Source organism: Ruegeria sp. BI7 (genome assembly GCF_056537925.1).
Genome location: NZ_JBQFSK010000001.1, coordinates 989719 through 1013034, shown reverse-complemented (window position 1 = coordinate 1013034; position 23316 = coordinate 989719). Strand labels below are relative to the sequence as shown.

Genomic DNA, 23316 nt, shown 5'->3' with positions numbered 1-23316 from the left:
ATGAATTTTTTTATTTGTAATGATGGAGCTCAATCTTGAGAAATATTATTTCGCTCCTGAATGCGCCGGGCATGATACCGTTGAAAATCTTCGCCATTATCAAGTTCGTATCGCTTCTCGTCGACCCAGGTGAAAAGATCCAAGGTTGTCCCCTTAGAGAAAGCTCCCGGCATCACAGCGACCGCAGCGTCAATGGCTGTGGCATCCTCCGGCACCTCTTCCGGCAGAAATACGAGCGTCGGGGTGAACAGAATCCCCCATTTTCGCATCAGCGCTCTTTGCTCATTTTCTTCCCCGTCAAAGTCGGTAGCTGTGGTGCTACCATGCAGGTCCAGTTGGACGACAAAGAAATTCTCTTCGATGAAAGCTGCAAGGTCAGGCTGAGGGAACACCTCTTCATGCATCTTTTTGCAGTAGATACAGCCTTGTTGCTCAATAAATAAAACTAACCGCTTGTCTTCGCTTGAGGCCTCTTCAAGATCCTCGCGGAGATCTTTGAACGTGTCGCGCATCCACGGTGTTTTATGCAGACCGTCGTCGCCCAGTTCAGCGGCGAAAACTGCCCCGCCGATCAGGCACGCGATCAATACTGACAAAACTCGTTTCATGTCTTCCTCCCGAATTACCCAATGGCTGCGAGCCAAGGCATATAGTCGAGCATCCATTGTGCGATGTAATTGATGGAATTGGTTGCGATGAGGATGCCGAAGAGCACCAGAAAGCCACCCATGGCCTTTTCGATGAGGGGCAAGTGCTTTCTGAACTGCGCCATCCATTGCATGAAAGGGCGGACCAAAAAGGCCGCCAGAACAAACGGCGCGGTCATTCCAACCCCGTAGACGAATAGAAGCACTGCTCCACGCCAAGCCGTCTCGGTTCCGGCCGCTGTAAACAAGATCGCAGCGAGCACAGGCCCGACGCAAGGTGTCCAACCAAAAGCAAATGCCAAGCCCAGAACGTAAGCCCCAATCAGGCTAACGCTTGATGTCTCACCGACGTCCGCACGAAATTGACGATACAGGAACGCGATGCGAAAGAACCCCAGGAAATGCAGCCCCATCGCAATGATGATGGCCGCTGCAATCCAGCGTAGTATGTCGAAATACTCTCGTACCAGTTGCCCGAAGATCGAAGCCGTCGCACCCAGCGCCATGAAGATCGTAATGATCCCGGCTGCAAATGCTATCGCAGAAAGCGCTGCCCTGCGACGAACGCCGGCGGATAGTGTTGACCCCGCAGATATCTGATCAATCCCGACGCCGGCCAGATAGCTAAGATAAAACGGCACGATAGGTAGGATGCAGGGCGATAGGAACGACAATAGCCCTGCGACTAAAGCTCCCGCAAATGTAATGTCGAGCATGGTCAAACCTGTTCTGGCACGCTATCATTCACATATTCAAAATAATAAAGATATGTCGCTGTGGTCAATCGGAGCTTAAAATGCGCCACCTACTTCTGCATTTGCTTGCAATCACGCTGCTTGTTTCTCCGGTGATTTCACGGGCAGAAATGACGCTTCTGATGGCCGAGGAAGATGGGTGTATTTGGTGCGCCCGTTGGGACAGTGAAATCTCGGAGATCTACCCCAAGACACCTGAAGGACATGCCGCTCCACTTCACCGCGTCGATATCCATGCAGCTATGCCTGAAGGCATCGCGTTGGAGCGGCCTCTCCACTACACGCCAACCTTTGTTCTGCTGGACGATGGACAAGAGGTTGGACGGATCGAAGGCTATCCCGGCGAAGATTTTTTCTGGGGGTTGCTGGGCGTTTTGCTGCGTGACGCGGGGGTGCCGATTGAGACCTCTGGATAAACTGTGGCGCATTACATAAACTGTTATGAATGCGTGAAGCTATGAAAGCGAGGCGATCTTGTTGAACAAATCTTCGAAACTGCCCGTGTTCGACCCGGACATGTGCGCCGAAGACATAGACAGAATGATGGAAAATGCTCAGACGGCGTCAAGTTTCCTTAAGGCAATCAGCCATGAAGGGCGCTTGATGATCTTGTGCTATTTGTCCTCGGGTGAAAAATCTGTCACGCAGATGGAAGAAATGCTCTCGGCGCGCCAGGCCGCCGTTTCTCAGCAACTATCTCGCCTACGCTTTGAGGGCTTGGTCAAAACGCGACGCGAGGGGAAAACGATCTACTACAGATTGGCGGATGATCGATCGACACAGATCCTGGAAGTCGTTTACGATCTATTTTGCAGGGAGAAGTAGAAGCCGCCAAAAATACCCGCCAGCTTTGGGAGGAGACTGGCAATGTTTGAAGCATTGGGAGACGCCAACACCGTTGCCCTGATCGGGTTGATCGGTGGTATTGTGTTGGGCTTGGCCGCTCGCATTGGCCGTTTTTGCACGTTAGGTGCAATCGAAGACTACCTTTACGCAGGCGATGACCGGCGGCTGCGGATGTGGGCAATTGCGATCGGCGTAGCAATTGTCGGCAGCCACTTAGGTATGGCTTTAGGGTGGCTCGACCCTCTTGGAACAAGGTATCTTGCGCAGACCTGGAACCCACTTGGGTCGATTATAGGTGGTCTCATGTTCGGTTACGGAATGGCCATCAGCGGAAACTGTGGCTATGGCGCGCTGGCCAGGCTTGGAGGAGGCGACCTTCGATCATTTGTCATCGTATTGATTATGGGTCTATCTGCTTACGTTGTCATGTCCGGGCCCCTTGCATATTTGCGCGTTTGGGTCTTCCCCGAGGAAATGGATCTTAATGGCCCCCAGAGCATTAGCTTCCTTGCCGAACAACTGACCTCTATCCCAGCCTGGCTCATTGGCTCTGTTATTGGGGTTGCGTTGATGATTTTCGCCTTGGCAAACCGGCGCTTCCGCCGCAATCCCGCACAGGTGTTCTGGGGATCTGTAGTAGGACTGGCGATCGTATCAGGGTGGCTCGGCACGAATTGGGTTGCGACGCATGGTTTCGATGGTGAGCCAGTTCAAACCCATACCTTCGCTGCACCCCTTGGCGACACAATATTCTATCTTATGACAGCCTCCGGAAACACTTTGTCCTTTGCGGTCGGATCAGTCTCCGGCGTTCTCATTGGCGCATTTTTGGGATCCTGGTCCAAGGGTCATTTTCGATGGGAAGCATGCGAAGATCCACGTGAACTCAAGCGTCAAATGCTTGGCGCGGCAATTATGGGGCCAGGCGCGATCATCGCAGTCGGTTGCAGCGTCGGACAAGGTATATCTGCCTTCTCACTTTTGGCCTACAGCGCGCCTGTAACATTCGCTGCCATCTTCGCCGGTGCGGCGCTTGGGTTGAGACAACTCGTTTCTGGACTGTCCTTTATGACTGAGCGTTGAGTTCACAGTTCAAATCAGTATGACGCTTTCCTATGACACCCCTACCCGCTTTCTGTGCCGAAACTGCTTATCTTGTTGCCATAAAGCCCTTGTTTTATTGATGTCACGACTTCCGATTTGATGTCAAAACGGTCTCGAAAACCGTTGTGGGTGCAAGCCCACCCAGGGTTCGAATCCCTGTCTCTCCGCCACTATCTTCTTGAAATTGAAAGCTAGTAATAGAAATTCAGGGTGTAGTGTGCTTTCTGCCCTAGTCGACAGGTACGGCCATTGGTGTCCTACTGCGCCCCATTTTAGGACTTCCGGCTATGCCAATTACGGCCCTTTGGCGCAGACTATGACACATTGACACCCTTCCAAGCTGCAATCAGGCAAACGAAATAGGGATCCTGCGTCTGCGGGATCCCTGTTAAATGTTGCGGGGTTAAAGGCTTCAGCGAAAGCCGTTGTCGCTGTTCTGCCCTAACCTGAGCGATTTCTTCCTGTGTCAGGTATCTCAGGTAGTAACGGCCTGTGGCAATTCGTTTGTGACCGCTGCAGTAAGACATGCCTCGCGTAGAGCGGTCTGAGTTGTTACTCTTTACGAAGGATCCGATATAGAAACCATAATCCTGTCAAGCTCGCTGTGAACGGGCTCCCATCCCGTGGCTAGTTTAAGAGCGCTAACGTCCGCACAGATCTTTGCGATGTCACCAATACGTATGGGCGCGTAGACCGGTGTGATCGACGGCGCATGGCGGGCGTTACTTATTGAACTCCCCTTCCCGACCAATATTAGTTAAGGGAACCTTGGCAACCGCCAGAAATGTTCTGAAAGCTAATTTGCCAGACAGTTCATAAAACTACGTTTAGGTGCGTGAAACGCTCTGCCCCAAGCCGCAGGATACGCACCAATCAGACAAACTTCTTTCAGCCATCAGACGCGAAATTGAAGGTGGAGAACAAAAGCTCCGAAATTTAGGACACTGAAAATCTATCGCGTTAAATAGCGGTTGCTCCCATTGTTGGCGAGATCACCGCAGGGAAAAATGCGACACTTCACATATGTTCACTGGGTTTTTCTTTTTGCTGAAAAACTGATGACCCAGGATAGCGCATTGATTTATAAACGATAATAGAAATGATTAGGCAAATCCTAATGTTTAGTGAGGAAGTCAATTCTTAGGACGGCAACGCAGCCCGTATATACCTGAATGGAATTTCGCGATGCTCAGGGGAGGCGCAATTGTCTGACAAAGAAAATATCGCGATTGACGTGCGGGACGCGGTAAAACGTTATGGCGATTTTACGGCGCTCAAGAAGATCTCGCTGTCGATCATGGACAATGAGTTCTTTACCCTTCTAGGTCCGTCTGGCTGCGGCAAGACAACTCTCCTTAGAATGATCGCCGGGTTCGAGGCCGTAACCGAAGGTGCGATCTACCTATACGGAGATGAAATCGAGAACCTGCCTCCTAACAAGCGCCCGGTGAACACAGTTTTCCAAAACTATGCTTTGTTTCCGCACATGACCATTTTGGACAATGTTGCATTCGGGTTGGAAATGCGGGGGGCCTCGAAATCCGAAGCGCGTAAGAAAGCGGGTGAGATGCTGGAATTGGTACAGCTCTCTCAGTTCTCGGCCCGCAAGCCCAGCCAGTTGTCGGGTGGCCAGCAACAGCGTGTTGCGCTGGCACGTGCCCTGGCGCCTCAGCCCAAGGTTTTGTTATTGGACGAACCCCTGTCTGCACTGGACTTGAAGCTCCGCAAAGCAATGCAGCTTGAGCTGAAGCATCTGCAACGTGAAACCGGGATCACCTTTATCTTCGTGACCCACGACCAAGAAGAAGCGTTGACCATGTCCGATCGCATCGCGGTTATGTCCGCTGGCGAGCTGCAGCAGCTGGGGTCTCCGACGGACATTTACGAGCGTCCGCACAATATGTTCGTGGCTGATTTTATTGGCGAGACCAACCTATTGGAGGTTTCCGTTGACGATATCTCGAATGGCCGTGCAATCTGCCACCTTGGCGGTGGGCATGAGTTGACCTGCAACTCGGTTGAGGGGGTTGGCGTTGGCTCCAAGGTTCACATGTCAATCCGACCAGAGCGGTTGTTTATGTCGGACAGCCCCGCCGAAACCGAAAGCCTGAAAGGGCGGATCAAGGAAAACATCTTTGTCGGCACAGATATCACAACCATCGTGGACTTGCAGGATGGCCCAGATTTTGTCGTACGCACCTCAAACTCAGACCGCGGCAACAAGCGGATTTTTGAGCCGGGCACCGAAATGTATGTCAACATGGAGCTGGGGGCTGGTCGCCTCCTGGTCGACTAATGGCGGCGGGTGCGGCAAGCGGCGGCAGCGCAACGACAGATACCTATAAAGAGGCGCGAACATGGCTTCTGCTGCCCGCATGGGTGACATTGGCCATTCTGGTTCTGGCGCCGGTCATCATGATGCTGATCTACTCTTTCCTGACAAAAGAGTTCCGGGGCGGCGTCATTTGGGAATTCTCGCTGGCGGCTTATGATCAATTCTTCTTTGATCGAGGATTGTTCGGTGACGACCCCCCTAAGATAGAATGGACCTATATCACGATTTTCTGGCGCTCGATCTGGCAGGCAGGTGCTGCTACATTGCTCAGCCTCGTGATCGGCTTTCCAACGGCCTATTTCATCGCCACCCGATCCGAAAGCATGCGTCCGGTTTGGGTGTTCCTGATTACCATCCCCTATTGGGTGAACCTGTTGATCAGGACCGTGTCGATGAAATTCCTTCTGCGCGATCAGGGGCCGTTGAACGACTTTCTGATGAATATCGGCCTGATCGACAGCCCCCTGCATATCGTTAACACCAATTTTGCGGTGCAGCTCGGCCTGTTCTATTCATATCTGCCCTTCATGGTGTTGCCGATCTATGCAGCGGTTGAACGGTACAACTTTGCCCTTTCCGAAGCCGCGGCCGACCTCTACGCGTCGAAATGGACCACACTGCACCGCGTGCTTCTTCCCGCGGTCAAACCCGGAGTATTTGCGGGTTGTATTTTGGTGTTTGTTCCGTCGATGGGGTCGTTTCTTGCACCCGACCTTCTGGGTGGCGCCAAAAACTTTATGATCGGCTCGCTGATTGAGGAGCAGTTCAAAGGCAACGCCGGCAACTGGCCGTTTGGCGCGGCCGCGTCGATGATCCTGCTGACAATGGTTTTGATCATCCTGATGTTCTCGGCCCGTCAGCAGGCCAAAGCCGACAAGGCGGGGGGCTGATCCATGGCAAGCAAGCAATTCGACATCAAGTCTTACACTGGCTTCAAGGGGATCACCCTGCTGTGTCTGGTCATTCTCTATGCGCCGCTGGTTGTGGTCACGATCTACAGCTTCAACGCATCCCAATCACTGACCAACTGGGAAGGCGTTTCGCTCCGTTGGTATGCGGATGTTTTTACCGGGCCTGAAAGCGGTAAGTTCAAGACGGCTGCCAGGAACAGCTTTATCATTGCGATCATTGCCTCAACCACGGCAACCGCAATTGCAACGTTGGCCGCAACTGGCATGGTTCGAGGTGGCAAGTTCCGCTTTCGCACATTGTCCTTTGGGTTGATCAGCCTGCCGCTGATGGTGCCCGAGATCGTTCTGGCCGTCGCGACCCTGATCTTCTTCAATTCGATCGGATTCGAACGCGGGCTACTTACCATCCTACTTGCCCATATCGCCTTTTGTATTCCGTTTGCCTATCTGCCGATCTCGGCCCGTATGCAGGGGATCGAGGACAGTTATGAGCAGGCCGCACTGGATCTCTATGCTACTAAACGGCAAGCATTCACTAAGATCCTCCTCCCGCTGATGATGCCCGGCATTATATCAGGTTTTCTGCTGGCCTTCATCGTCAGCCTGGATGACTTCATCATCACCAACTTTGTGAAAGGTGCCGGGGTCGAGACTTTGCCAACGGCGATCTTTGGCTCGGTCAAACAAGGGATCAAACCGAATATCATGGCGATTTCGACCATGTTGCTGAGTGTGTCCATCCTCATGGTCACGATCAGCTATTTCGTCAGCAAGTCTGACAACACAAAATAACCAACAGATGGAGAGACACATGAAACATATGATGAGAAGCGGCGTTGCTGCCATTGCTTTGGCTATTGGCGCGAACGCTGCCGCCGCCGATGGTGAACTGGTTCTGTACCATTGGTTTGAGTACATCCCGCAAGAGCTGCTGGACAAGTTCACCGAAGAAACCGGCATCAATGTCACCATGGACACCTACGACTCGAACGAGGCGATGCTGGCTTCGCTCAAGGCCGGTGGTATCGGGACCTATGACGTATCGGTTCCGGGCGACTATATGGTGTCGATCATGGCCAGCGAAGGCATGTTGGACACAATCGCCGACGGTGAATTGAAGAACAAAGGCAACATCGCCGAGGAATGGGCCGATCCCGGTTTTGATCCCGGTCGGCAGTCCTCGATCCCGTATCAGTGGGGCTCGACCAGTTTTGCAGTCAGCCGTGATGCGTTTGACGGCGATATTCAAACCACCGATATTCTGTTCAATCCGCCAGCTGAACTGCAAGGTCGTATCAACATGTTGGACAGCCAGGGAGAAGTGATGGCCATGGCCGCGTTGCATATGGGTATCCCGCAATGTTCCACTGACCGCGAGCAGTTGAAGGCGCTGAATGCCATGCTGCAAGAAGCTAAGCAGCACTGGGCGTCGTTCAATTCGGATACCGCGAAAGAGGTTCTGGTTTCCGGTGACGCAGCCGTAGGCCAGATCTATGACGGGTTCTCTGCCAAAGCGCGCGAGGAAGGCGCCAATGTGGAATACGCCTTTCCGACACAAGGTTATATCGCCTGGATGGACAATGTCGTTCTGCTAAAAGACGCCCCCAACCGCGAGAACGCGCTGATATTCATGGATTTTCTGCTGGAGCCCGAGAATATCGCAGCCGTGTCCAATTTTGCGCAGTACAACGCCGGTGTGAACGGTGTGGGTGAATTCCTAGACCCGAAGCTGGCTGAACAACCCGAAAAGAACCCTCATGCCAATGCAGGCTCGGGCGTGTTCATCGAAGTATGTGATGAGGAAACACAGGCGGTCTATGACCAAATCTGGACCAACTTGAAGAAGTAATTCAGGCCCTATTCCTGACGCGAAAGCCCCCGGTTTTTCCGGGGGCTTTTTCGGTTTCAGTAAGTGTCTGTTTTTTAGCGGCTGATGTCTTCGAGGATGCGATCCATCATCGCGTCGCACGCGTTCAGCTGTTCGATTTCAAGGTATTCATCCGGCTTGTGTCCCTGACGTTCCATGGAACCCGGCCCGCAGACAACAGTTGGAATCCCCAACTCGCTGAAAAACCCGGCCTCGGTGCCAAAGGCGACTTTGGTGGTGGCGTTACTTTGCGCAAGTTTCTGGGCGTAAGCGATGACACCCTCGGTCTTATCAACATCCAGTCCGGGATAGGCGTTATACTGTTCGACCTCAATGCGCGCCTCCGAGCATAGGGCCTGATACCGGGCCCCTACCCTGACCGCTGCGTCTTGTATCTGTGACAGAATATCCTTGCCATGATCCAAAGCAAGATGACGGTATTCAAAGGTCAACTCAGCGCGGTCGGGCACAATATTCAGGGCTCTGCCGCCCGACAGTATACCCACGTGGAAGGTCGTATAGGGCACCGAGTAAGCCGGGTCGCTGTTACCACTCTTGGCGTAAACGTCTTGTAGCGCACGCAACTCGGCCACAAAATCGGTTGCAAGATGCAGTGCATTGACAAATTTAGGGGCCAGCGCGGAATGCCCGCTTTGACCGTGGCAAACAGCGCGCAGCGCAGCTTTGCCTTTGTGCCCGATAGCGACCTGCATTTCTGTCGGTTCGCCGACGAAACACGCGCGGGGCTGACCCAGCATTGGGGCGAGCCGATCCAGCATGTGTTGAATACCGACGCATCCCACCTCTTCGTCATAGGACAACGCGATCTTAAGCGGTTCTCGCAGGTCAACCCCGGCAGTCCGGTCTGCCAAAGCCATAACCGACGCCACATAACCCTTCATATCTGTGGTGCCACGACCGTAAACACGGTTACCTTCTTGCGTCAGGCAAAACGGGTCTTTGGTCCAGCTTTGGCCTTCGACTGGGACAACATCCGTGTGCGCAGACAGCAGAACTCCGTCACCGTCAGGGCCTTTTTCCGCGTAGAGCCCAGTTTTGTCGCCGCCGGGATCGGTGATGCGATGAACCGCAAAGCCGCGCGCCTCTAGAAACTCTTCGACATAAGCGGCAAGTTCGAGGTTCGAGTTCTTGCTGACAGTATCGAAGCCAACCAGTTTATCGAGAATACCCAGTGTAGACGTCATGCGACTTGAACCTGCTTTTCGGATTGCCGACCGGTTTGATCCCCTCTGCGTTCGGGATTGTAGATTAGCCTATACGACAGGCAGAATACTTAAATCTGGGAATGACGAAGCAGAGGTTAGGAGAATTCTAAGGACCTGCGATCACTCGTTCTCTGGAATGCACAAACCCGGGAGGGTTCCCGATTTCACGGCGTGCGCACAATGATCGACAAAGGTTTTCAGAGTGTTTGTTTCATTCTCGGCCCGGGCGCGCAGCAGACCAAGGCGCATGGGGCGCACCTCTCCAGCCAAAGGCACAAAAATCAGTTTCTTTCCGTCCGGTGACAAGCTGTTCAAGGGGCGAATATTCGCAATGGAAAAGCCGAATCCGTTGGCAACCAGTGAACGCATCACCGACATATCTGCGGTTCTTTCCGCGATATTGGGCTTTATGTTGGCCTCGCGGAAAAACGACAAGAAGTACTCACCGCTGAATGGAAGGTCCAACAGAACCATCGGGCTGTCCTGCAGGTCTGGAATCGTTAATTCGACCTGCTTCGCCAAGGGATGGTCTTCTCCCAAAACCACATAGGGCGGGAGCGCGTGCAGAGGTTGGAATTCAAGATCAGTGGGAATGTCCAGATCGTATGTCAGTGCAATGTCCAGCTCGGCCCGGCGCAATTGGCTGAAGATGTCAGCCTGATTCAATTCACGTTGTTCGATATGTACATTAGGGTAGCTGTCCTCGAATTCGCGCCGCAAGCCCGGCAAGACGATCTGCGCGAAAGTCACAAGACACCCTACGGACAGAATGCCCTGAACCTTACCCGTGATTTCCCCAGCAAGCGTGGCCAGCAGTTCGGCTTCACGCAGAACAAATTCGGTTCGTTCCATGATCTTGTGTCCCGCCTTCGTCAGCGACAGACCGCGCGCATGTTCGCGCACAAACAACGTAACGCCGAATTCGACCTCAAGCTGAGTTATCGCCGCCGAAATCGACGGCGACGACACGTTCAGCTTGTCGCTGGCCGCAGCGATACTGCCCGCCTTCCCGACCGCAACAAAATACTCAAGCTGTCGCAGCGTGTATCTGAAAGGCAATGGTACATCTCCGCTTGGCCGTGGATTAAGCCTTGTACTTGATCCACGTGGTCTTCAAAGCAGTATACTTTTCAAGTGAGTGCAATGACAAATCGCGTCCAAAACCTGACTGTTTCATGCCTCCGAATGGTGTCATGGCTGACAATGCGTCCACCGTGTTGACCGAGACGGTTCCCGCCATCAGCTTGTCAGACACCCGGCAAGCGCGTGACAGGTTGTCAGTCCAGACTGACGCGGCCAATCCATAGATCGAGTCATTTGCCATCGTGACCGCCTGCTCTTCGGTGTCAAACGGGATCACCGACAAGACGGGGCCGAAAATCTCATCCCGCGCCAATGGGTTGTCATGGGTCACGTCGTCAAAGATGGTCGGTTGAACAAAACAACCTTTACCGTCCACGGTAACACGTTCACCCCCTGTCACCAGATTGGCCGTGTTCCTACCTTCGTCCACAAAGCGCATGATGCCTTGTGTTTGCTTCTCATCGACGATCGCTCCCATCTTCGATGCCGGGTCTAGCGGGTCGCCAGGCTGCATTGCTTGCGCGCGGGCTATCAGCTTTTCGACAAACGCATCCTTGATCGAGCGCTCCACATAAAGCCGAGAGTTGGCCGAACACACTTCGCCCTGATTGAAAAAGATGCCAAAGGCAGCCATGTCCGCGGCGGCGTCCAGATCCTCGCAGTCGGCGAAGACCAGATTGGGGCTTTTGCCGCCCGTTTCCGGCCAGACCTGTTTCAGGTTCGACTGGCCCGAATATTGCATGAACATTTTACCAATTGCGGTAGAACCAGTGAAGGCCAGGCAGTCGACATCCATATGCAGGCCAAGTGCCCTGCCCGCAGTCACCCCAAAACCGGGAACAACGTTGAATACGCCATCCGGAACACCGGCTTCAGCCGCCAGCTCTGCCAGGCGAAGTGCTGACAGGGGCGATTGTTCTGCGGGTTTAAGCACAACCGAGTTTCCCGCAGCCAGCGCTGCGGCGGCTTTCCAAGTCGCCATGTCCAGTGGAAAATTCCAAGGGGTCACGGCACCAACAACGCCCAGCGGCACACGACTGACCAGCGCCAGATCGCCAGGGCCAGTTGGGGCCACCTCATCATAGACCTTGTCGATGGCCTCGGCGTACCACTGAAAGAAATGTGCCGAGCCCGGCGCGTCGATAGTCGCCGCATCAGTTACCAGCTTGCCCATATCAAGGCTGTCCAGCAGCGCCATCTCCTCCAGACTTTCTCGGATCAAGTCAGCCAGCTTTAGCATCACTGCCTTACGGTCACCCGGAGCCATACGCGACCAGCGGCCATCCTCAAAGGCAACACGTCCTGCGGCAACGGCACGATTGACGTCTTCTTCGTCACATTCGGCGACCGGTGTCAGAACCGCACCTGTTGCCGGGTTTATACTGTCAAAGGTCTTGCCTGACGCAGCATCGGTGAATTTACCGTCGATAAAGGCTTGCCCCCGAAACGACAGACCGGCGGCGAGGCTTTTCCAATCCGCGTGGGTATTGTCCAACATTCTGTTTCTCCCTGATTATTCGTCGCCGGGGACGCCATAAGACGGTGCCTCGCGCGGGTCGAGCGCACGCTGGACATAGGCGTCAAGTTGCGGCTTATAGATGTCCCAGGTGGTCGCGATGGCCTCAATGGGGCAATCCTCGGTCCAGTCACAGCGAAGATCGGCGACAGGCCAACTGACTTTGTCGACAATCTTCATGCCTGCGGAATGCACCGGGCCAGCCTCGCCCCCTGCAGCCAATCCGGCGCGCATGGCGGCGATCAGACGGTCGCCGATATGGCCCGAGGCCGACAGAAAGCCATCGACGATGGCCTGCGGGACCCCGTTATTGGCCAAAAGGTTGCCGCCCGAGGCAACATTTTCAGCCTGTGCTTGCGTCCAGATACCAAGGCTGTTGGGACCGGAATGGATCGCCGTGCGCCCGGCGGTATCCACCGCCAGAACCTGCCGGTATTCGATGAATTTTGCCTTTGCGGTCATGGCCTCGATTGCTTGAGGTGCTGTCTTGCCCTGCTCCATCAGGTCCAGCGTCAACGGACCGAGGCTCGGGTCTGTAACGTTCTGCGATGCAACCGCGCCAACACCTGCCCGCGCAAAAGAACAGCGCGCAGCCACGGCGGGTGACGATGACGAAATCGCCAGACCGAACATTCCGGTTTCAGCGCAGCGGGCGACCAGTGAAAAAGTCATTCGGATCTCCTGAAAATAGAAAGTCCGGACCGCGCCTGTTTGGAGGAGAACAAGTGGCGCGGTCCGGCTAAGGTGGCTGATCTGGTGGATCAATCGGGAATAACGGCGGTTCCGTCGATTTCAACCAACCAGTCGGGACGCGCCAGCGCCTGAACGACCAGCCCTGTCGAAACAGGATGAACACCTTTGATGTACTCGCCCATAGTGCGGTAAACAGCCTCACGGTGGCGCACATCGGTTATGTAGACGACCACCTTGACCAGATGCTCCATCGAGCCGCCGGCCTCTTCGATCAACTGTTTGATGTTCTGCATCACTTTGTGGGTCTGTTCGACCGGATCATGACTGTCGATATTTACCGCATCATCCAGATTTTGCGGGCACTGACCGCGCAAGTAAACCGTTTTGCCGCCCTGTGTCACAACGGCCTGACACAGATCGTTGTCCAGGTTTTGCTCAGGATAGGTTTCCTTGGTGTTGAATTTGCGAATGCGTGTATGGGCCATTTCGAAGTCCTGACTACTTATTCCGCCGCGGCGGGGGCGATGATCGCAGCTTCGCCGTCGTATTCGGCATAAGCGCGTTGAATAGCGATCTGATCGGCGATGTATTTCGCGTCGTGCCAGACGCCCCAAATGAAGGTTGAACCGCGTCGCGATTGCCAAGGCAGGCCCAGAAAATAGATGTCGGGCTCGACAGACACGCCTCGCTGATGGATCGGTGCGCCTTTGGCGTCAAAGGCGTCGGCCTTGATCCAACTGAAATCCTGACGGAAGCCTGTCGCCCAGATAATTGTCGTGATGTCTTCCTTAGCAAAATCGACTGAAGTCAGGGGATTGGTTAGGCTATCGGGATCAGCAAACCGCTCTCGTGCCTCTGGCTCTTCGGGCAAATCAATACCAGTACGAGCGATATAGGCGTCCGCCATGTCCAGCATTTCAAGGTAGTTGGCATCGCCCGCAGCGACGTTGCGTTGGAGATCATCGGCAAAGCTGAGAATACCGTTCTCGAAGCTTTTGGTCATCCCGGTAAGGGTCACCCCTTCATTTCCCAAGCGGCGGAAATCCATCGTGTGGCCGCCATTCGCGCCGCTGACCGAGATCGTGACGTGTTCAGTACCTGGTTTCTGTGCAGCCATATCCCAGAGTCCCAGAACGCCCAGCCACCAAACATTATCGCGGCTACGATAGCGACGCGGGGGCCGGTCATGCGGACCAACAGACAGGAACACCTTGCGACCGGCGCGATTTAACTCATCCGCAATCTGAGCACCGGACGAGCCGGCGCCCACAACCATCACCGCCCCTTCGGGCAGTTGCTCGGGGTTTTTGTAGTAAAAGGAATGAAGTTGCTCGACGCCGGCCGTTTCCGGCACAATGGGCGGAATAACCGGGTGCTGGAAAGCGCCTGTTGCGGCGACAATGCGCTTGGCATGGATTTCACCGGCGGTCGTCTTAACACGGAACCCACCTTCGCCGGGCAACCGTTCGGCGTTCAGCGCCTCAACACCCTCGCGGATTGGGGCGTTCACCATTTCCGCGTATTCAACCAGGTATTCGGCGACACGGTCCTTTGGCACAAACGCATCCGGGTCATCCCCGTTAAACTGGAGGCTGGGAAAACGGTCATGCCAGCATGGTCCATTCGCAACCAATGCATCCCAACGGCCGGTGCGCCACGCCTCGGCAGTTCGGTTCTTTTCCAGAATGATATGGGGCACATCGTTGTTTCCAAGGTGCTCGCTTAGCGCGATACCCGCCTGCCCGCCGCCAACAACCAGCGTATCCGTTTTCTCAATGGACATGTGTCGGTTCCCTATTACTGCGTCTCGAATTGACCTGAAATGGTCGTTGTGCGCGTGCATCTTGCGCTGCCTGGACGGACGAACGACCACAACGGGCCGAAGACCTTGCACTTTCAAAACAGAAGACATCAGAGCGGAGCCATCGCATCGACCAACACCGAACAAGGGCCGCTTTGGCGTTCCGTTTCCTGTGCCACTCCAGCACGTTTTGCACGTTTCCGGGTAAAGGTTTCACAAGTTGGGAACAGACGAAATTACTGTCTAACTTACTCTTAATTAGGCTTTGACTAACCCGCCGGGAATTGCCCTTGTTTCCCAGCCGGTTGTCCGCTTTCCGACAGATACGGCGCGATCAGATAGTATAGTTCACCCTGCGAAGAGATATGACATTTCCGGTAGAGTTGCTTACGCAAAACCTTGACGGTCTGAGGGCTGATACCCAGTGTCAGTCCAATAGAAATCGATGAATGACCCTGCAGGATTAACAACGCCACCTGCGCCTGCCTCGGACTTAAACCGATATCTTGTTCAACAGACAAACGCTGACGCAGTTGCGCGACGATATCTTCCGGCTTTTTTTCATTCGAGGGCTTCAGATCAGGCCAATTCCTTCTCACCAGCGCATTGACGATCGGCGCGACATTTTTTGCGATGGCAAAATCCTTGCTGGAAAAACGCGACGCGGTGGTTGCGTCCCTGCCGAGACAAACAGTGATCGAACTCATGGGGTTGAGACCGGCGTAAAAGGCCAGCTCGTCCGTCAGCGTCGTGTTTGTGTAATAGGATTTAAAGTACTCGTTCCGTTGAAACTGATCCGGGGCAACATCGGTCAATCTGTAAAGACCGTCCGCCGCGCGGCTTTGATGCAGGCCATAAAACGGATCCAGCAGATAAGCGCCTTTGACATAGTGGCTGTCGATCCGTTCAAAAACGCGGCTGTCGCGGGCATGAGTCATTAGTACCACCGGGCTGCTGCGCCGAAAAAATGCGATGATTGCGAAGTTGTCGAAGGAACAGGTTGCATCCAGCCACCTGTAGAGCGCATCACCGAACCCTTCTGATCCGATTGCCGTTATTGCGGCTGATAGAGCGTCTGGTGCTTCTACAGTTGACATTTCGAATACCCCCTTGGGGGTATATACCCCTCAAATGAGCCTAAGTAACCTTTGATATGAATATAGGTGGTATGCAGTCGCCAACACGTTGGTGGTTCCTAACAAGCCTCACCGGATCAGCGGAATTGCATCGCGAAAACAAAGGGGTTGATCATGGCCAAAGATACACTCGACATTCTTGCACAGGACGAACACCTGATTCAGTCCTTCGCTGATCTAAACGCACTTAAGCAACAAGGCGCGCGCACCGTGATCTCGCGCGCAAAGGGCGCATATGTTTACGACAGCGATGGCAATGAACTGATCGACGGCATCGGCGGTTTGTGGTGTGTCAATATCGGCCACGGCAATGATGAAATGATTGAGGCGATTTCCAATCAGCTGAAAACGCTGGACTATTATTCGACCTTTTACAATTTCACGCACCCGGCAGCGGCAGCACTGGCTGATAAGATTGCGCAACTTGCACCGGGTCATTTGAATGCCGTGTATTTTGGCAATTCCGGTTCCGTCGCCAATGACAGTGCCATTCGGATGCTGCATCACTACAATATCCGCAAAGGGAAGCCGGAAAAGAAACTGGTTCTGTCAAGACACGGGGCCTATCACGGCTCGACCCATCTGGCGATGGCGATGACCACGCCCGGTTATTCCGAAGGCTGGCACGCGGCCAGTGAATTGGTGCATCATCTGCGCTCGCCGCATTACTGGCGCGAAGGCGGTGATATGACCGAGGCCGAGTTCCTCGACGCGCTGATCGACGATCTGACGCAAAGCATTGAGCGTATTGGTGCCGAGAACATCTGTGCTTTCATCGCCGAACCGATCCAAGGCGCGGGTGGTGTCGTGACCGCGCCAGCTGGTTACCACAAGCGCGCGTGGCAGGTCTGTCAAGCCAACGACATCAAATACGTTGCTGATGAGGTCGTTACCGCCTTTGGGCGCCTTGGGCATTTCTTTGCATCAGAAGACGTGTTTGACATGGTGCCCGACGTCATCACCACGGCCAAAGGTCTGACCTCAGGCTATCAGCCGCTGTCTGCTACGATCGTTTCTGACGATATTCACGAGGTCATCTCAGGCCCCGACGGTATGTTCCTGCACGGCATGACCTATTCGGGCCATCCAGCTGCTGCGGCAGCGGGTCTGACCAATATCGCAATTATGGAGCGTGAAGAAATTCCTAAGCGTGTGCAGACAACCGGGAAGCAGTTTGAAAACAACCTGCGCGGCCTGACCGATATCGAAATGGTCGGCGAAGTGCGTGGCAGCCATTTCATGATGGGGGTCGAATTCGTCAAGGATCGCGACACAAAGGAAGGCCATCCGGCAGAGGCGCAAGTTGGTCTGAAAGTCGCACGCGCTTGTCAGAAACGCGGTCTGATTGCTCGTCAGCTCGGCAACGTTCTCATCTTGTCTCCGACGCTGATCATGGACGAGCCGATGATCGACCGTATCGAAGCCATCCTGCGCGACGCCATCACCGAAGTCGCCGCTGGTCTGTAATCCCGCATTTGGGGCGGCACGGCCCCTTCATCATCTTAGCCATCCATAAGGAGCCAGCTATGCGCGATCCACGCTATGACATCCTGTTTGAACCGACGAAAATCGGTCCCCTAACAGCCAAGAACCGGTTCTATCAGGTGCCTCACTGCAACGGTGGTGGATATCGCGACCCATCGGCGGCGGCTGCGATGCGAGGCATCAAGGCTGAGGGTGGCTGGGGCGTGATCTTTACCGAACAGTGCGAAATGCACCATACGTCTGAAATCACCCCATTTATCGAGCTTCGCCTTTGGGAAGACAAAGACATCCCCCAATTGCGCAAGATGTCCGAGCGCATGAAAACCCATGGTGCCCTGGCTGGCATTCAGCTTGCCTATTCAGGCATCAACGGTCCCAACCTTTATACCAAAGAGGTGCCACTGGCCCCTTCTGCCATGCCGATCCGGACCTTTACCAATGATCCGGTGCAGGCGCGCGCCTTGGACAAGCAGGACATCAAGGATTTGCGCCGGTGGTTCGTGAATGCCGCAAAACGCTCGAAAGAAGCAGGTTTCGACCTGATCTGCCTGTATGGCGCGCATGGGTTTGGTATCTTCCAACACTTCCTCAGCAGGGCAACCAACCAGCGCAGCGACGAATATGGTGGCTCACTGGAAAACCGCGCCCGATTCAGCCAGGAGGTTATCGCCGATATGCGCGACGCCGTGGGCGATACGATGGCGATCACGCTTCGGGTGTCGTTGGACGAGACCATTGGCGATCTGGGTTTCTCGAATGCCGAGGTGCGTGACTACATCGAAATGAACAAAGACCTGCCCGACCTCTGGGATCTTGCGCAGGGTACTTGGGAGGATTGCTCTGGCCCTTCGCGGTTCAAAGAAGAGGCTGCCCAGGAACAACTGGTGCGTGGCATTCATGAATTGACCGAAAAACCGATCGTTGGGGTCGGTCGGTTCACTTCGCCCGATGTTATGGCCAAGATGATCAAGTCTGGCACACTGGATTTCGTCGGCTGCGCCCGACCGTCGATCGCTGACCCGTTTCTGCCGAAAAAGATCGAAGAGGGCCGGATCGAGGACATCCGAGAGTGTATCGGGTGTAACATCTGCATCACTGGCGATATGACCATGTCAATCAGCCGCTGCACCCAAAACCCGACCTTCATGGAAGAATGGCGCAAAGGCTGGCACCCGGAGAAGATGAACGACAAGGGGGATAGCTCGAACGTGCTTGTCGTAGGATCTGGCCCCGCCGGGCTTGAGGCTGCCTGGGCTCTTTGTCGCCGGGGGTATGACGTCGCCGTGGCCGAGGCGCGTGATGTGATCGGCGGTCGCGTGGCCCGCGAACGTCTGCTTCCGGGGCTGTCGGCCTGGGGCCGTGTCGTGGACTATCGCGACTATCAACTTAGCCAACGTCCGAACGTGGAAATCTATCGCGAAAGCGAGTTGGGTGCCGAGAGCATTCTGGAGTTCGGTTTTGAAAATGTCTGCATCGCCACGGGATCTACATGGCGCAACGACGGGGTCTCGCGTCAGCACGTCGTGCCAATGCCGATTGCCGAAGGCGCCAAGGTCTATACACCGGACGATCTGATGGATGGCACAATCCCATCGGGCCGCGTGGTGGTGTATGACGATGACCACTATTACATGGGCGGCGTTCTTGCCGAACTTCTGGCCAAAAACGGTGCGCAGGTGACACTGATCACTCCGTCGGCTTATGTCAGTGACTGGACGAACAACACGCTCGAGCAAATCGCAATCCACCCGCGGCTGGTGGATGCAGGTGTCGAAATCGTCCTCAACCAGGGTGTCACCGAAATCCACCCGGATCACGTGGTCTCGAACTGCGTCTACACCGACCGAACCTGGAAGATCGAGGCGGATGCGGTTGTGGTGGTGGCGTCACGTCTTGAAAACAACACCGTTTTCAATGACCTGAAAGCCCGCGAGGTCGAATGGGCGGACGCAGGTATCAAGTCGGTCAAGTTGATTGGGGATGCCAACGCACCGGGCCCAATCGCCTGGGCAACCTATGCCGGCCACCGCTATGCGCGTGAGCTTGACGGTAAAGATATTGGTGACGACTTGCCATTCCGCCGCGAAATCACAGAGCTTGCGGTGGACTGAGGTCGTGACCGCGTAACGGGCGGTAAAGTGCTTACTCCGCCGCCCGTCACATTTGAACGCCAACTGCCATCTGCGTTGCTTCAACGGATACAACCGTATTCAGTGCGCCCCAAATTCTCGCCTTCTCCGGTCAGTGGCAAATTACTCGCTGTTTTTCTCAAACTCGTAATAGCCTGTTTGCCCGCTTTATCTTTAGAATTGATAGCCGTATGCAATGGCCGCGAATGACTGCCCTCAGCGCCGTGCTTGACTATTTTTGCCGTCACAAAGCCCTTGTTGTATTGATCCAAGGACTTCCGTTTGATGTCGAAATCGGAATCGCAAACTTTTGTGAGTGCAAGCCCACCCAGGGTTCGAATCCCTGTCTCTCCGGCATTATGTCCCTTGGCTACGATACTTTCGGACCAATGATGCGAAACGGCCCTCCCTGCGCCCGGCAGAGACTGGTTTTTTACCGGCTGAAATCAAATCTCTTTTCCTTTGCGCATCCCTGATAAGAGCTGCAACCCGATAGAAACCGTGCGCCATCTTGGTATACGGCATCAAAACAAAGAACGTCAGGACCGATCCAAGATGGACGGCAAGCAGCGCTGGCATCATGGCTGTTGAACCGAGGGCGTAAAGACCAAGTCCACTCAACCCAACAAATCCAAGCAAAAGGGTAAAGGCGATATCCCCTCCCCACGCCATAGGGTCACCGAGATCGCGGTCGGATTTTTGTTTGAGATACACCATAGCACCACACCCCACTGTCAGCAAAACACCACCGGGAATCCCAAGCAGTTTAGGCAATGACCAGAACCCATAGGGCGCATGCATGCCAAAGCCGTAGTGCATCACAGTTGCGACCGAAGTTGACGCAAAGCACAACAGGAAGCCATACATTATAGCTTGGTGAATGTGTCGCCGCGCTTGGCTGAAGCGGTCTTCGTCCTCAAAATTGCAGCCCTCTGCGTGCCCAGCAGCAAGATCCTGCATCTTTCCTGCGCGCTTGAAAGCAGCTGTCACGTCCGCAATTTGAACAGGTTTGCCGCCGACTTCGACCCAATAGCGCCTTAGGCTTATGGCTAAACTAAAGAGCGGCAGCAGGAAGGCAGGTGCAAAGATCGCGACCATCGCATTATGCGACAGGACAGCATAGAACCCCTCGCCTCCGCTCGATCCAATGGCGAGAATGGCCAAGAACAGCATGGCAAATCCAATTACAAGCGCCAGGGCTATGGTGCCACCATGGGTGTGGAACCGACGCGCCAGAGGTTGCGGCCAGGCGAAGCATTCCCAGCTGTTCCGCCGCACTTCGGCCAAAGCTTTGGGCAGGTTTAGGTCGAACTCATGCGGAGCTGTATACTGACAAGCGTAATAACAACCCCGGCAGTTGTGGCACAGGTTAGCCAACTGCGTGATATCCCCATCGGAAAACGCGCGTTCGGCATGCAAAGAAGGAAAAACCGAGCAATAGCCTTCGCAATACCGGCAGGCGTTGCAAATTTCGGCCTGACGGCGGGCCTCATGAATCAGTTCAGTTTGCATAAGCGGCGGCCTCACGTCCTGCGATGCGTCCAAAAACGGTGCCTATGGTCATGCCAAAGCCTGCCAGATAACCCTGTCCAAGGATCGACCCGGCCATGGTTTCTCCGGCGGCCCAAAGGTTTTTTATCTTTCCGTCAGGGGTCGAACACTGAGCGGTATCGTCTACCTTGAACCCCAGATAGGTGAAGGTCACGCCGGTGCGTAGCGAATAACCATAGAACGGTGGCTCGGTGATCGGGCGGGCCCAGTTGGTCTTGGGCGGTGTCAGGCCAGAGGTTGTAACACCGTCCAATTCAGTTGGGTGAAAGCCCGTTGTGTCACCACAAGCTGCGTTGAATTTGCTGACAGTCCCGGTCAGCTTGTCGGCTGGCAGGTCCATCATCCCGGCCAATTCTTCCAACGTATCCGCCTCATACGGCGGGAACACTGACGGCATAAACAAATTCAGCGATTTGGCATCGATAATCACATAGCCCACCTGATCCGGTTGGGCTGCTACAAGTCGTCCCCAGATCGCATAGCGCTTTGGCCAGACGTCCTCACCCTCGTCATAAAATCGTTCGGCATCTTTGTTCACAACGATGGAAAACGGCACGCAATCAAGACGAGTGACAATCCCGCCATCGAATTTCGGCGCGCGTCCGTCGATGGCAACGGCGTGACATTGAGTCGGATCTCCAACGCTCTCGACGCCTTGATCCAGAAGGTCTGCCAACACCACACCCCGGTTATAGGGCGTTCCCCGGATCAAAAAGTTCTTTGCTGGCTCTCCCCAGGCACGCGTAAGCCAATCGGTATCGGCCTGAAACCCGCCCGAGGCGACAATCACTGCTTTGGGTGTGATGCGATGCGACTGGCCTTCAAAGGTGTAATCGACCCACTCGATTTGGTCACCGCTCAGTTCCAGATGCGTAACCGCAGCCTCATAAAGCACATTAACGCCCAGACTAGCCGCCGTGCGGTAATAGGCATTCACCAACGACTTGCCACCCCCCATGAAGAATGCGTTGGTCCGTGCCAAAGACAGCGTTCCTGACAATGATGGCTGAAAGCGAACCCCATGTTCCTGCATCCACGTTAGGCACTCTTCTGAATAACGGATTGCCAGCCGGGCCAGATGCTCATCGGTCTTTCCGCCGGTGACTTTCATCAAATCCGAGAGATATTCGTCTTCGCTGTATTCTTCGATAAGTGGACCAAGAGGAGATCTGTGCATGCAGCGGAAATTACGCGTGTGGCGAGAGTTTCCTCCGCGATACGGTTTTGGTGCCGTTTCAAGGATCAGAACTCGGGCGCCTGCCTCGGCAGCGGTCATCGCGGCACAGAGGGCAGCATTGCCGCCGCCAATCACAACGATATCGTAAGCTTCATTTTGGGGAGGCATGTCCTGACTACCTACTGGCTTTCGTCAATTGTGCGGTCGCGTTCCTGCAACGCACGTATCCGCATCCGTTGCGCCGCCTGAATATGCGCACGCATTTCCGTCTCGGCCGCAGCACCATCACGGGCCTTCAACGCGATCATGATGCGTCGATGCTCGGCCACTGCCGCCTCAGCCCTGTCACCATCCAACAGTTGCGATGGCCCAAGGATCAACAGCGCCTTTTGAAGCGACAGCATGGATTTCGTCATAAACCGGTTCTTGGCCGCATCAAGCAAAGTGGCGTGAAAAACTCTGTTAATCCGTGCCGTATCTGTGCCGGTGCCCGCTTCGGCCAGCCGGTCTGTCAGCACGTCCAGCTCATCCAGCTCGACTTCTGACGCCGCGCGTGCTGCCAGCCGGGCCGCGGTACCTTCCAACACCGCGCGCATTTCATAGAGCTCCATGATCTCGGCGTAATCAAGACTTCGAACGGTCGCGCCCTGCCGGGGAACATGGGTGACAAGACCATCGGCCTCTAGGTGCCGGATCGCCTCACGTACAGGGGTACGGCTGACGCCTAACCGTTCGGACAACTCGACCTCGCGCAGGCGTTCGCCGGGCAAAAGCGTGCCTTCGCGAATTTCTTCCAGCAAACGCTTATACGCGGAATTTCCTTGCGGACCGGGCTGGAAAGGGTCGTCCTGAATTGTCATTGCGGGCTCTCTTGTCATTGTGTGTCCTGATGTATACAAATGGATACATTGTGAGTCAACAACGCCGGAATTCTTCCCTTGTCCGACCAGTTAAAGACATCTTCTCTGTTGTTAAGACGGGCCGTAACACTCGGCCTTGCAGTATTGGGAACGGGAGTATTCTGGGCATTGAGCTTGCCTTTGCCCTTTCTATT

22 protein-coding genes are annotated in these 23316 nt (G+C 54.7%); 9 read left to right on the top strand and 13 right to left on the bottom strand.

Annotated features, from left to right (window positions below):
- Positions 1 to 29: 29 nt before the first annotated feature.
- Both ACR0JB_RS05045 and ACR0JB_RS05040 read right to left on the bottom strand, forming a co-directional pair.
- Positions 30 to 608, bottom strand: coding sequence for a thioredoxin family protein (locus tag ACR0JB_RS05045; protein ID WP_170394048.1), 579 nt, complete (start codon positions 606 to 608; stop codon positions 30 to 32).
- Positions 609 to 622: 14 nt separating this feature from the next.
- Positions 623 to 1363 (bottom strand): cytochrome c biogenesis CcdA family protein, encoded by a 741-nt coding sequence (locus ACR0JB_RS05040; protein ID WP_170394046.1) that lies wholly within the window; start codon positions 1361 to 1363, stop codon positions 623 to 625.
- An 80-nt stretch (positions 1364 to 1443) separates the two neighbouring features.
- Here ACR0JB_RS05040 and ACR0JB_RS05035 point away from each other — a divergent pair, with 80 nt between their 5' ends.
- The 7 genes from ACR0JB_RS05035 (at position 1444) to ACR0JB_RS05005 (ending at position 8447) form a co-directional block, all read left to right on the top strand.
- Complete coding sequence (locus ACR0JB_RS05035) at positions 1444 to 1818, top strand: thioredoxin domain-containing protein (RefSeq protein ID WP_170505259.1); 375 nt, start codon at positions 1444 to 1446, stop codon at positions 1816 to 1818.
- 100 nt (positions 1819 to 1918) lie between these two features.
- Complete coding sequence (locus ACR0JB_RS05030; protein WP_170394345.1) at positions 1919 to 2227, top strand: ArsR/SmtB family transcription factor; 309 nt, start codon at positions 1919 to 1921, stop codon at positions 2225 to 2227.
- Positions 2228 to 2269: 42 nt separating this feature from the next.
- Positions 2270 to 3331, top strand: coding sequence for a YeeE/YedE family protein (locus ACR0JB_RS05025; RefSeq protein ID WP_170394042.1), 1062 nt, complete (start codon positions 2270 to 2272; stop codon positions 3329 to 3331).
- A gap of 1225 nt (positions 3332 to 4556) precedes the next feature.
- A complete protein-coding gene (locus ACR0JB_RS05020; protein ID WP_170394040.1) occupies positions 4557 to 5648 on the top strand; it encodes an ABC transporter ATP-binding protein in 1092 nt (363 codons plus the stop codon).
- Positions 5648 to 6577, top strand: coding sequence for an ABC transporter permease (locus ACR0JB_RS05015; protein ID WP_170394038.1), 930 nt, complete (start codon positions 5648 to 5650; stop codon positions 6575 to 6577). Before ACR0JB_RS05020 ends, ACR0JB_RS05015 begins: the two co-directional genes overlap by 1 nt.
- 3 nt (positions 6578 to 6580) lie before the next feature.
- A complete protein-coding gene (locus ACR0JB_RS05010; protein ID WP_170348688.1) occupies positions 6581 to 7390 on the top strand; it encodes an ABC transporter permease in 810 nt (269 codons plus the stop codon).
- Positions 7391 to 7409: 19 nt separating this feature from the next.
- Complete coding sequence (locus tag ACR0JB_RS05005) at positions 7410 to 8447, top strand: extracellular solute-binding protein (protein ID WP_480789729.1); 1038 nt, start codon at positions 7410 to 7412, stop codon at positions 8445 to 8447.
- A gap of 74 nt (positions 8448 to 8521) precedes the next feature.
- Here the strand turns inward: ACR0JB_RS05005 and argE are convergent, their stop codons facing one another.
- The 7 genes from argE to ACR0JB_RS04970 form a co-directional block, all read right to left on the bottom strand.
- Positions 8522 to 9670 carry an acetylornithine deacetylase gene (argE, locus tag ACR0JB_RS05000; RefSeq protein ID WP_480789728.1) on the bottom strand — a complete coding sequence of 383 codons (1149 nt, stop codon included), beginning with the start codon at positions 9668 to 9670 and terminating at the stop codon, positions 8522 to 8524.
- A 141-nt stretch (positions 9671 to 9811) separates the two neighbouring features.
- Positions 9812 to 10750, bottom strand: a complete 939-nt coding sequence (locus ACR0JB_RS04995; protein ID WP_480789727.1) for a LysR substrate-binding domain-containing protein — start codon at positions 10748 to 10750, stop codon at positions 9812 to 9814.
- A gap of 25 nt (positions 10751 to 10775) precedes the next feature.
- On the bottom strand, positions 10776 to 12272 hold the full coding sequence (locus ACR0JB_RS04990; RefSeq protein ID WP_480789726.1) for an aldehyde dehydrogenase: 1497 nt from the start codon (positions 12270 to 12272) through the stop codon (positions 10776 to 10778).
- A gap of 15 nt (positions 12273 to 12287) precedes the next feature.
- Positions 12288 to 12962: a DUF1028 domain-containing protein gene (locus ACR0JB_RS04985; protein ID WP_170394030.1), complete on the bottom strand. Its 675-nt coding sequence runs from the start codon at positions 12960 to 12962 to the stop codon at positions 12288 to 12290.
- A gap of 89 nt (positions 12963 to 13051) precedes the next feature.
- Positions 13052 to 13468, bottom strand: coding sequence for a RidA family protein (locus ACR0JB_RS04980; RefSeq protein WP_170330089.1), 417 nt, complete (start codon positions 13466 to 13468; stop codon positions 13052 to 13054).
- A gap of 17 nt (positions 13469 to 13485) precedes the next feature.
- Positions 13486 to 14766 (bottom strand): flavin-containing monooxygenase, encoded by a 1281-nt coding sequence (locus ACR0JB_RS04975; protein ID WP_170394028.1) that lies wholly within the window; start codon positions 14764 to 14766, stop codon positions 13486 to 13488.
- A gap of 287 nt (positions 14767 to 15053) precedes the next feature.
- On the bottom strand, positions 15054 to 15881 hold the full coding sequence (locus ACR0JB_RS04970; protein ID WP_170394026.1) for a helix-turn-helix transcriptional regulator: 828 nt from the start codon (positions 15879 to 15881) through the stop codon (positions 15054 to 15056).
- A 153-nt stretch (positions 15882 to 16034) separates the two neighbouring features.
- On the opposite strand from ACR0JB_RS04970, the gene ACR0JB_RS04965 reads away from it, so the two are divergent.
- Together ACR0JB_RS04965 and ACR0JB_RS04960 are read left to right on the top strand one after the other, a co-directional pair.
- The gene (locus tag ACR0JB_RS04965) at positions 16035 to 17387 is read left to right on the top strand and encodes an aminotransferase class III-fold pyridoxal phosphate-dependent enzyme (protein ID WP_170394024.1); all 1353 of its coding nucleotides are present in this window, start codon (positions 16035 to 16037) and stop codon (positions 17385 to 17387) included.
- 59 nt (positions 17388 to 17446) lie between these two features.
- On the top strand, positions 17447 to 19516 hold the full coding sequence (locus ACR0JB_RS04960; RefSeq protein WP_170394023.1) for an oxidoreductase: 2070 nt from the start codon (positions 17447 to 17449) through the stop codon (positions 19514 to 19516).
- Positions 19517 to 19596: 80 nt separating this feature from the next.
- Here ACR0JB_RS04960 and ACR0JB_RS04955 read toward each other — a convergent pair whose 3' ends face one another.
- From ACR0JB_RS04955 to ACR0JB_RS04940, 4 genes are all read right to left on the bottom strand, one after another.
- The gene (locus tag ACR0JB_RS04955; RefSeq protein WP_170424686.1) at positions 19597 to 19806 is read right to left on the bottom strand and encodes a hypothetical protein; all 210 of its coding nucleotides are present in this window, start codon (positions 19804 to 19806) and stop codon (positions 19597 to 19599) included.
- Between the two features lie 85 nt (positions 19807 to 19891).
- Positions 19892 to 21046 (bottom strand): tricarballylate utilization 4Fe-4S protein TcuB, encoded by a 1155-nt coding sequence (gene tcuB, locus ACR0JB_RS04950; RefSeq protein ID WP_170394021.1) that lies wholly within the window; start codon positions 21044 to 21046, stop codon positions 19892 to 19894.
- The gene (gene tcuA, locus ACR0JB_RS04945) at positions 21036 to 22430 is read right to left on the bottom strand and encodes an FAD-dependent tricarballylate dehydrogenase TcuA (protein WP_480789725.1); all 1395 of its coding nucleotides are present in this window, start codon (positions 22428 to 22430) and stop codon (positions 21036 to 21038) included. Before tcuA ends, tcuB begins: the two co-directional genes overlap by 11 nt.
- Positions 22431 to 22441: 11 nt before the next feature.
- Positions 22442 to 23122: a GntR family transcriptional regulator gene (locus tag ACR0JB_RS04940; RefSeq protein WP_480789724.1), complete on the bottom strand. Its 681-nt coding sequence runs from the start codon at positions 23120 to 23122 to the stop codon at positions 22442 to 22444.
- Between the last annotated feature and the right edge of the window lie 194 nt (positions 23123 to 23316).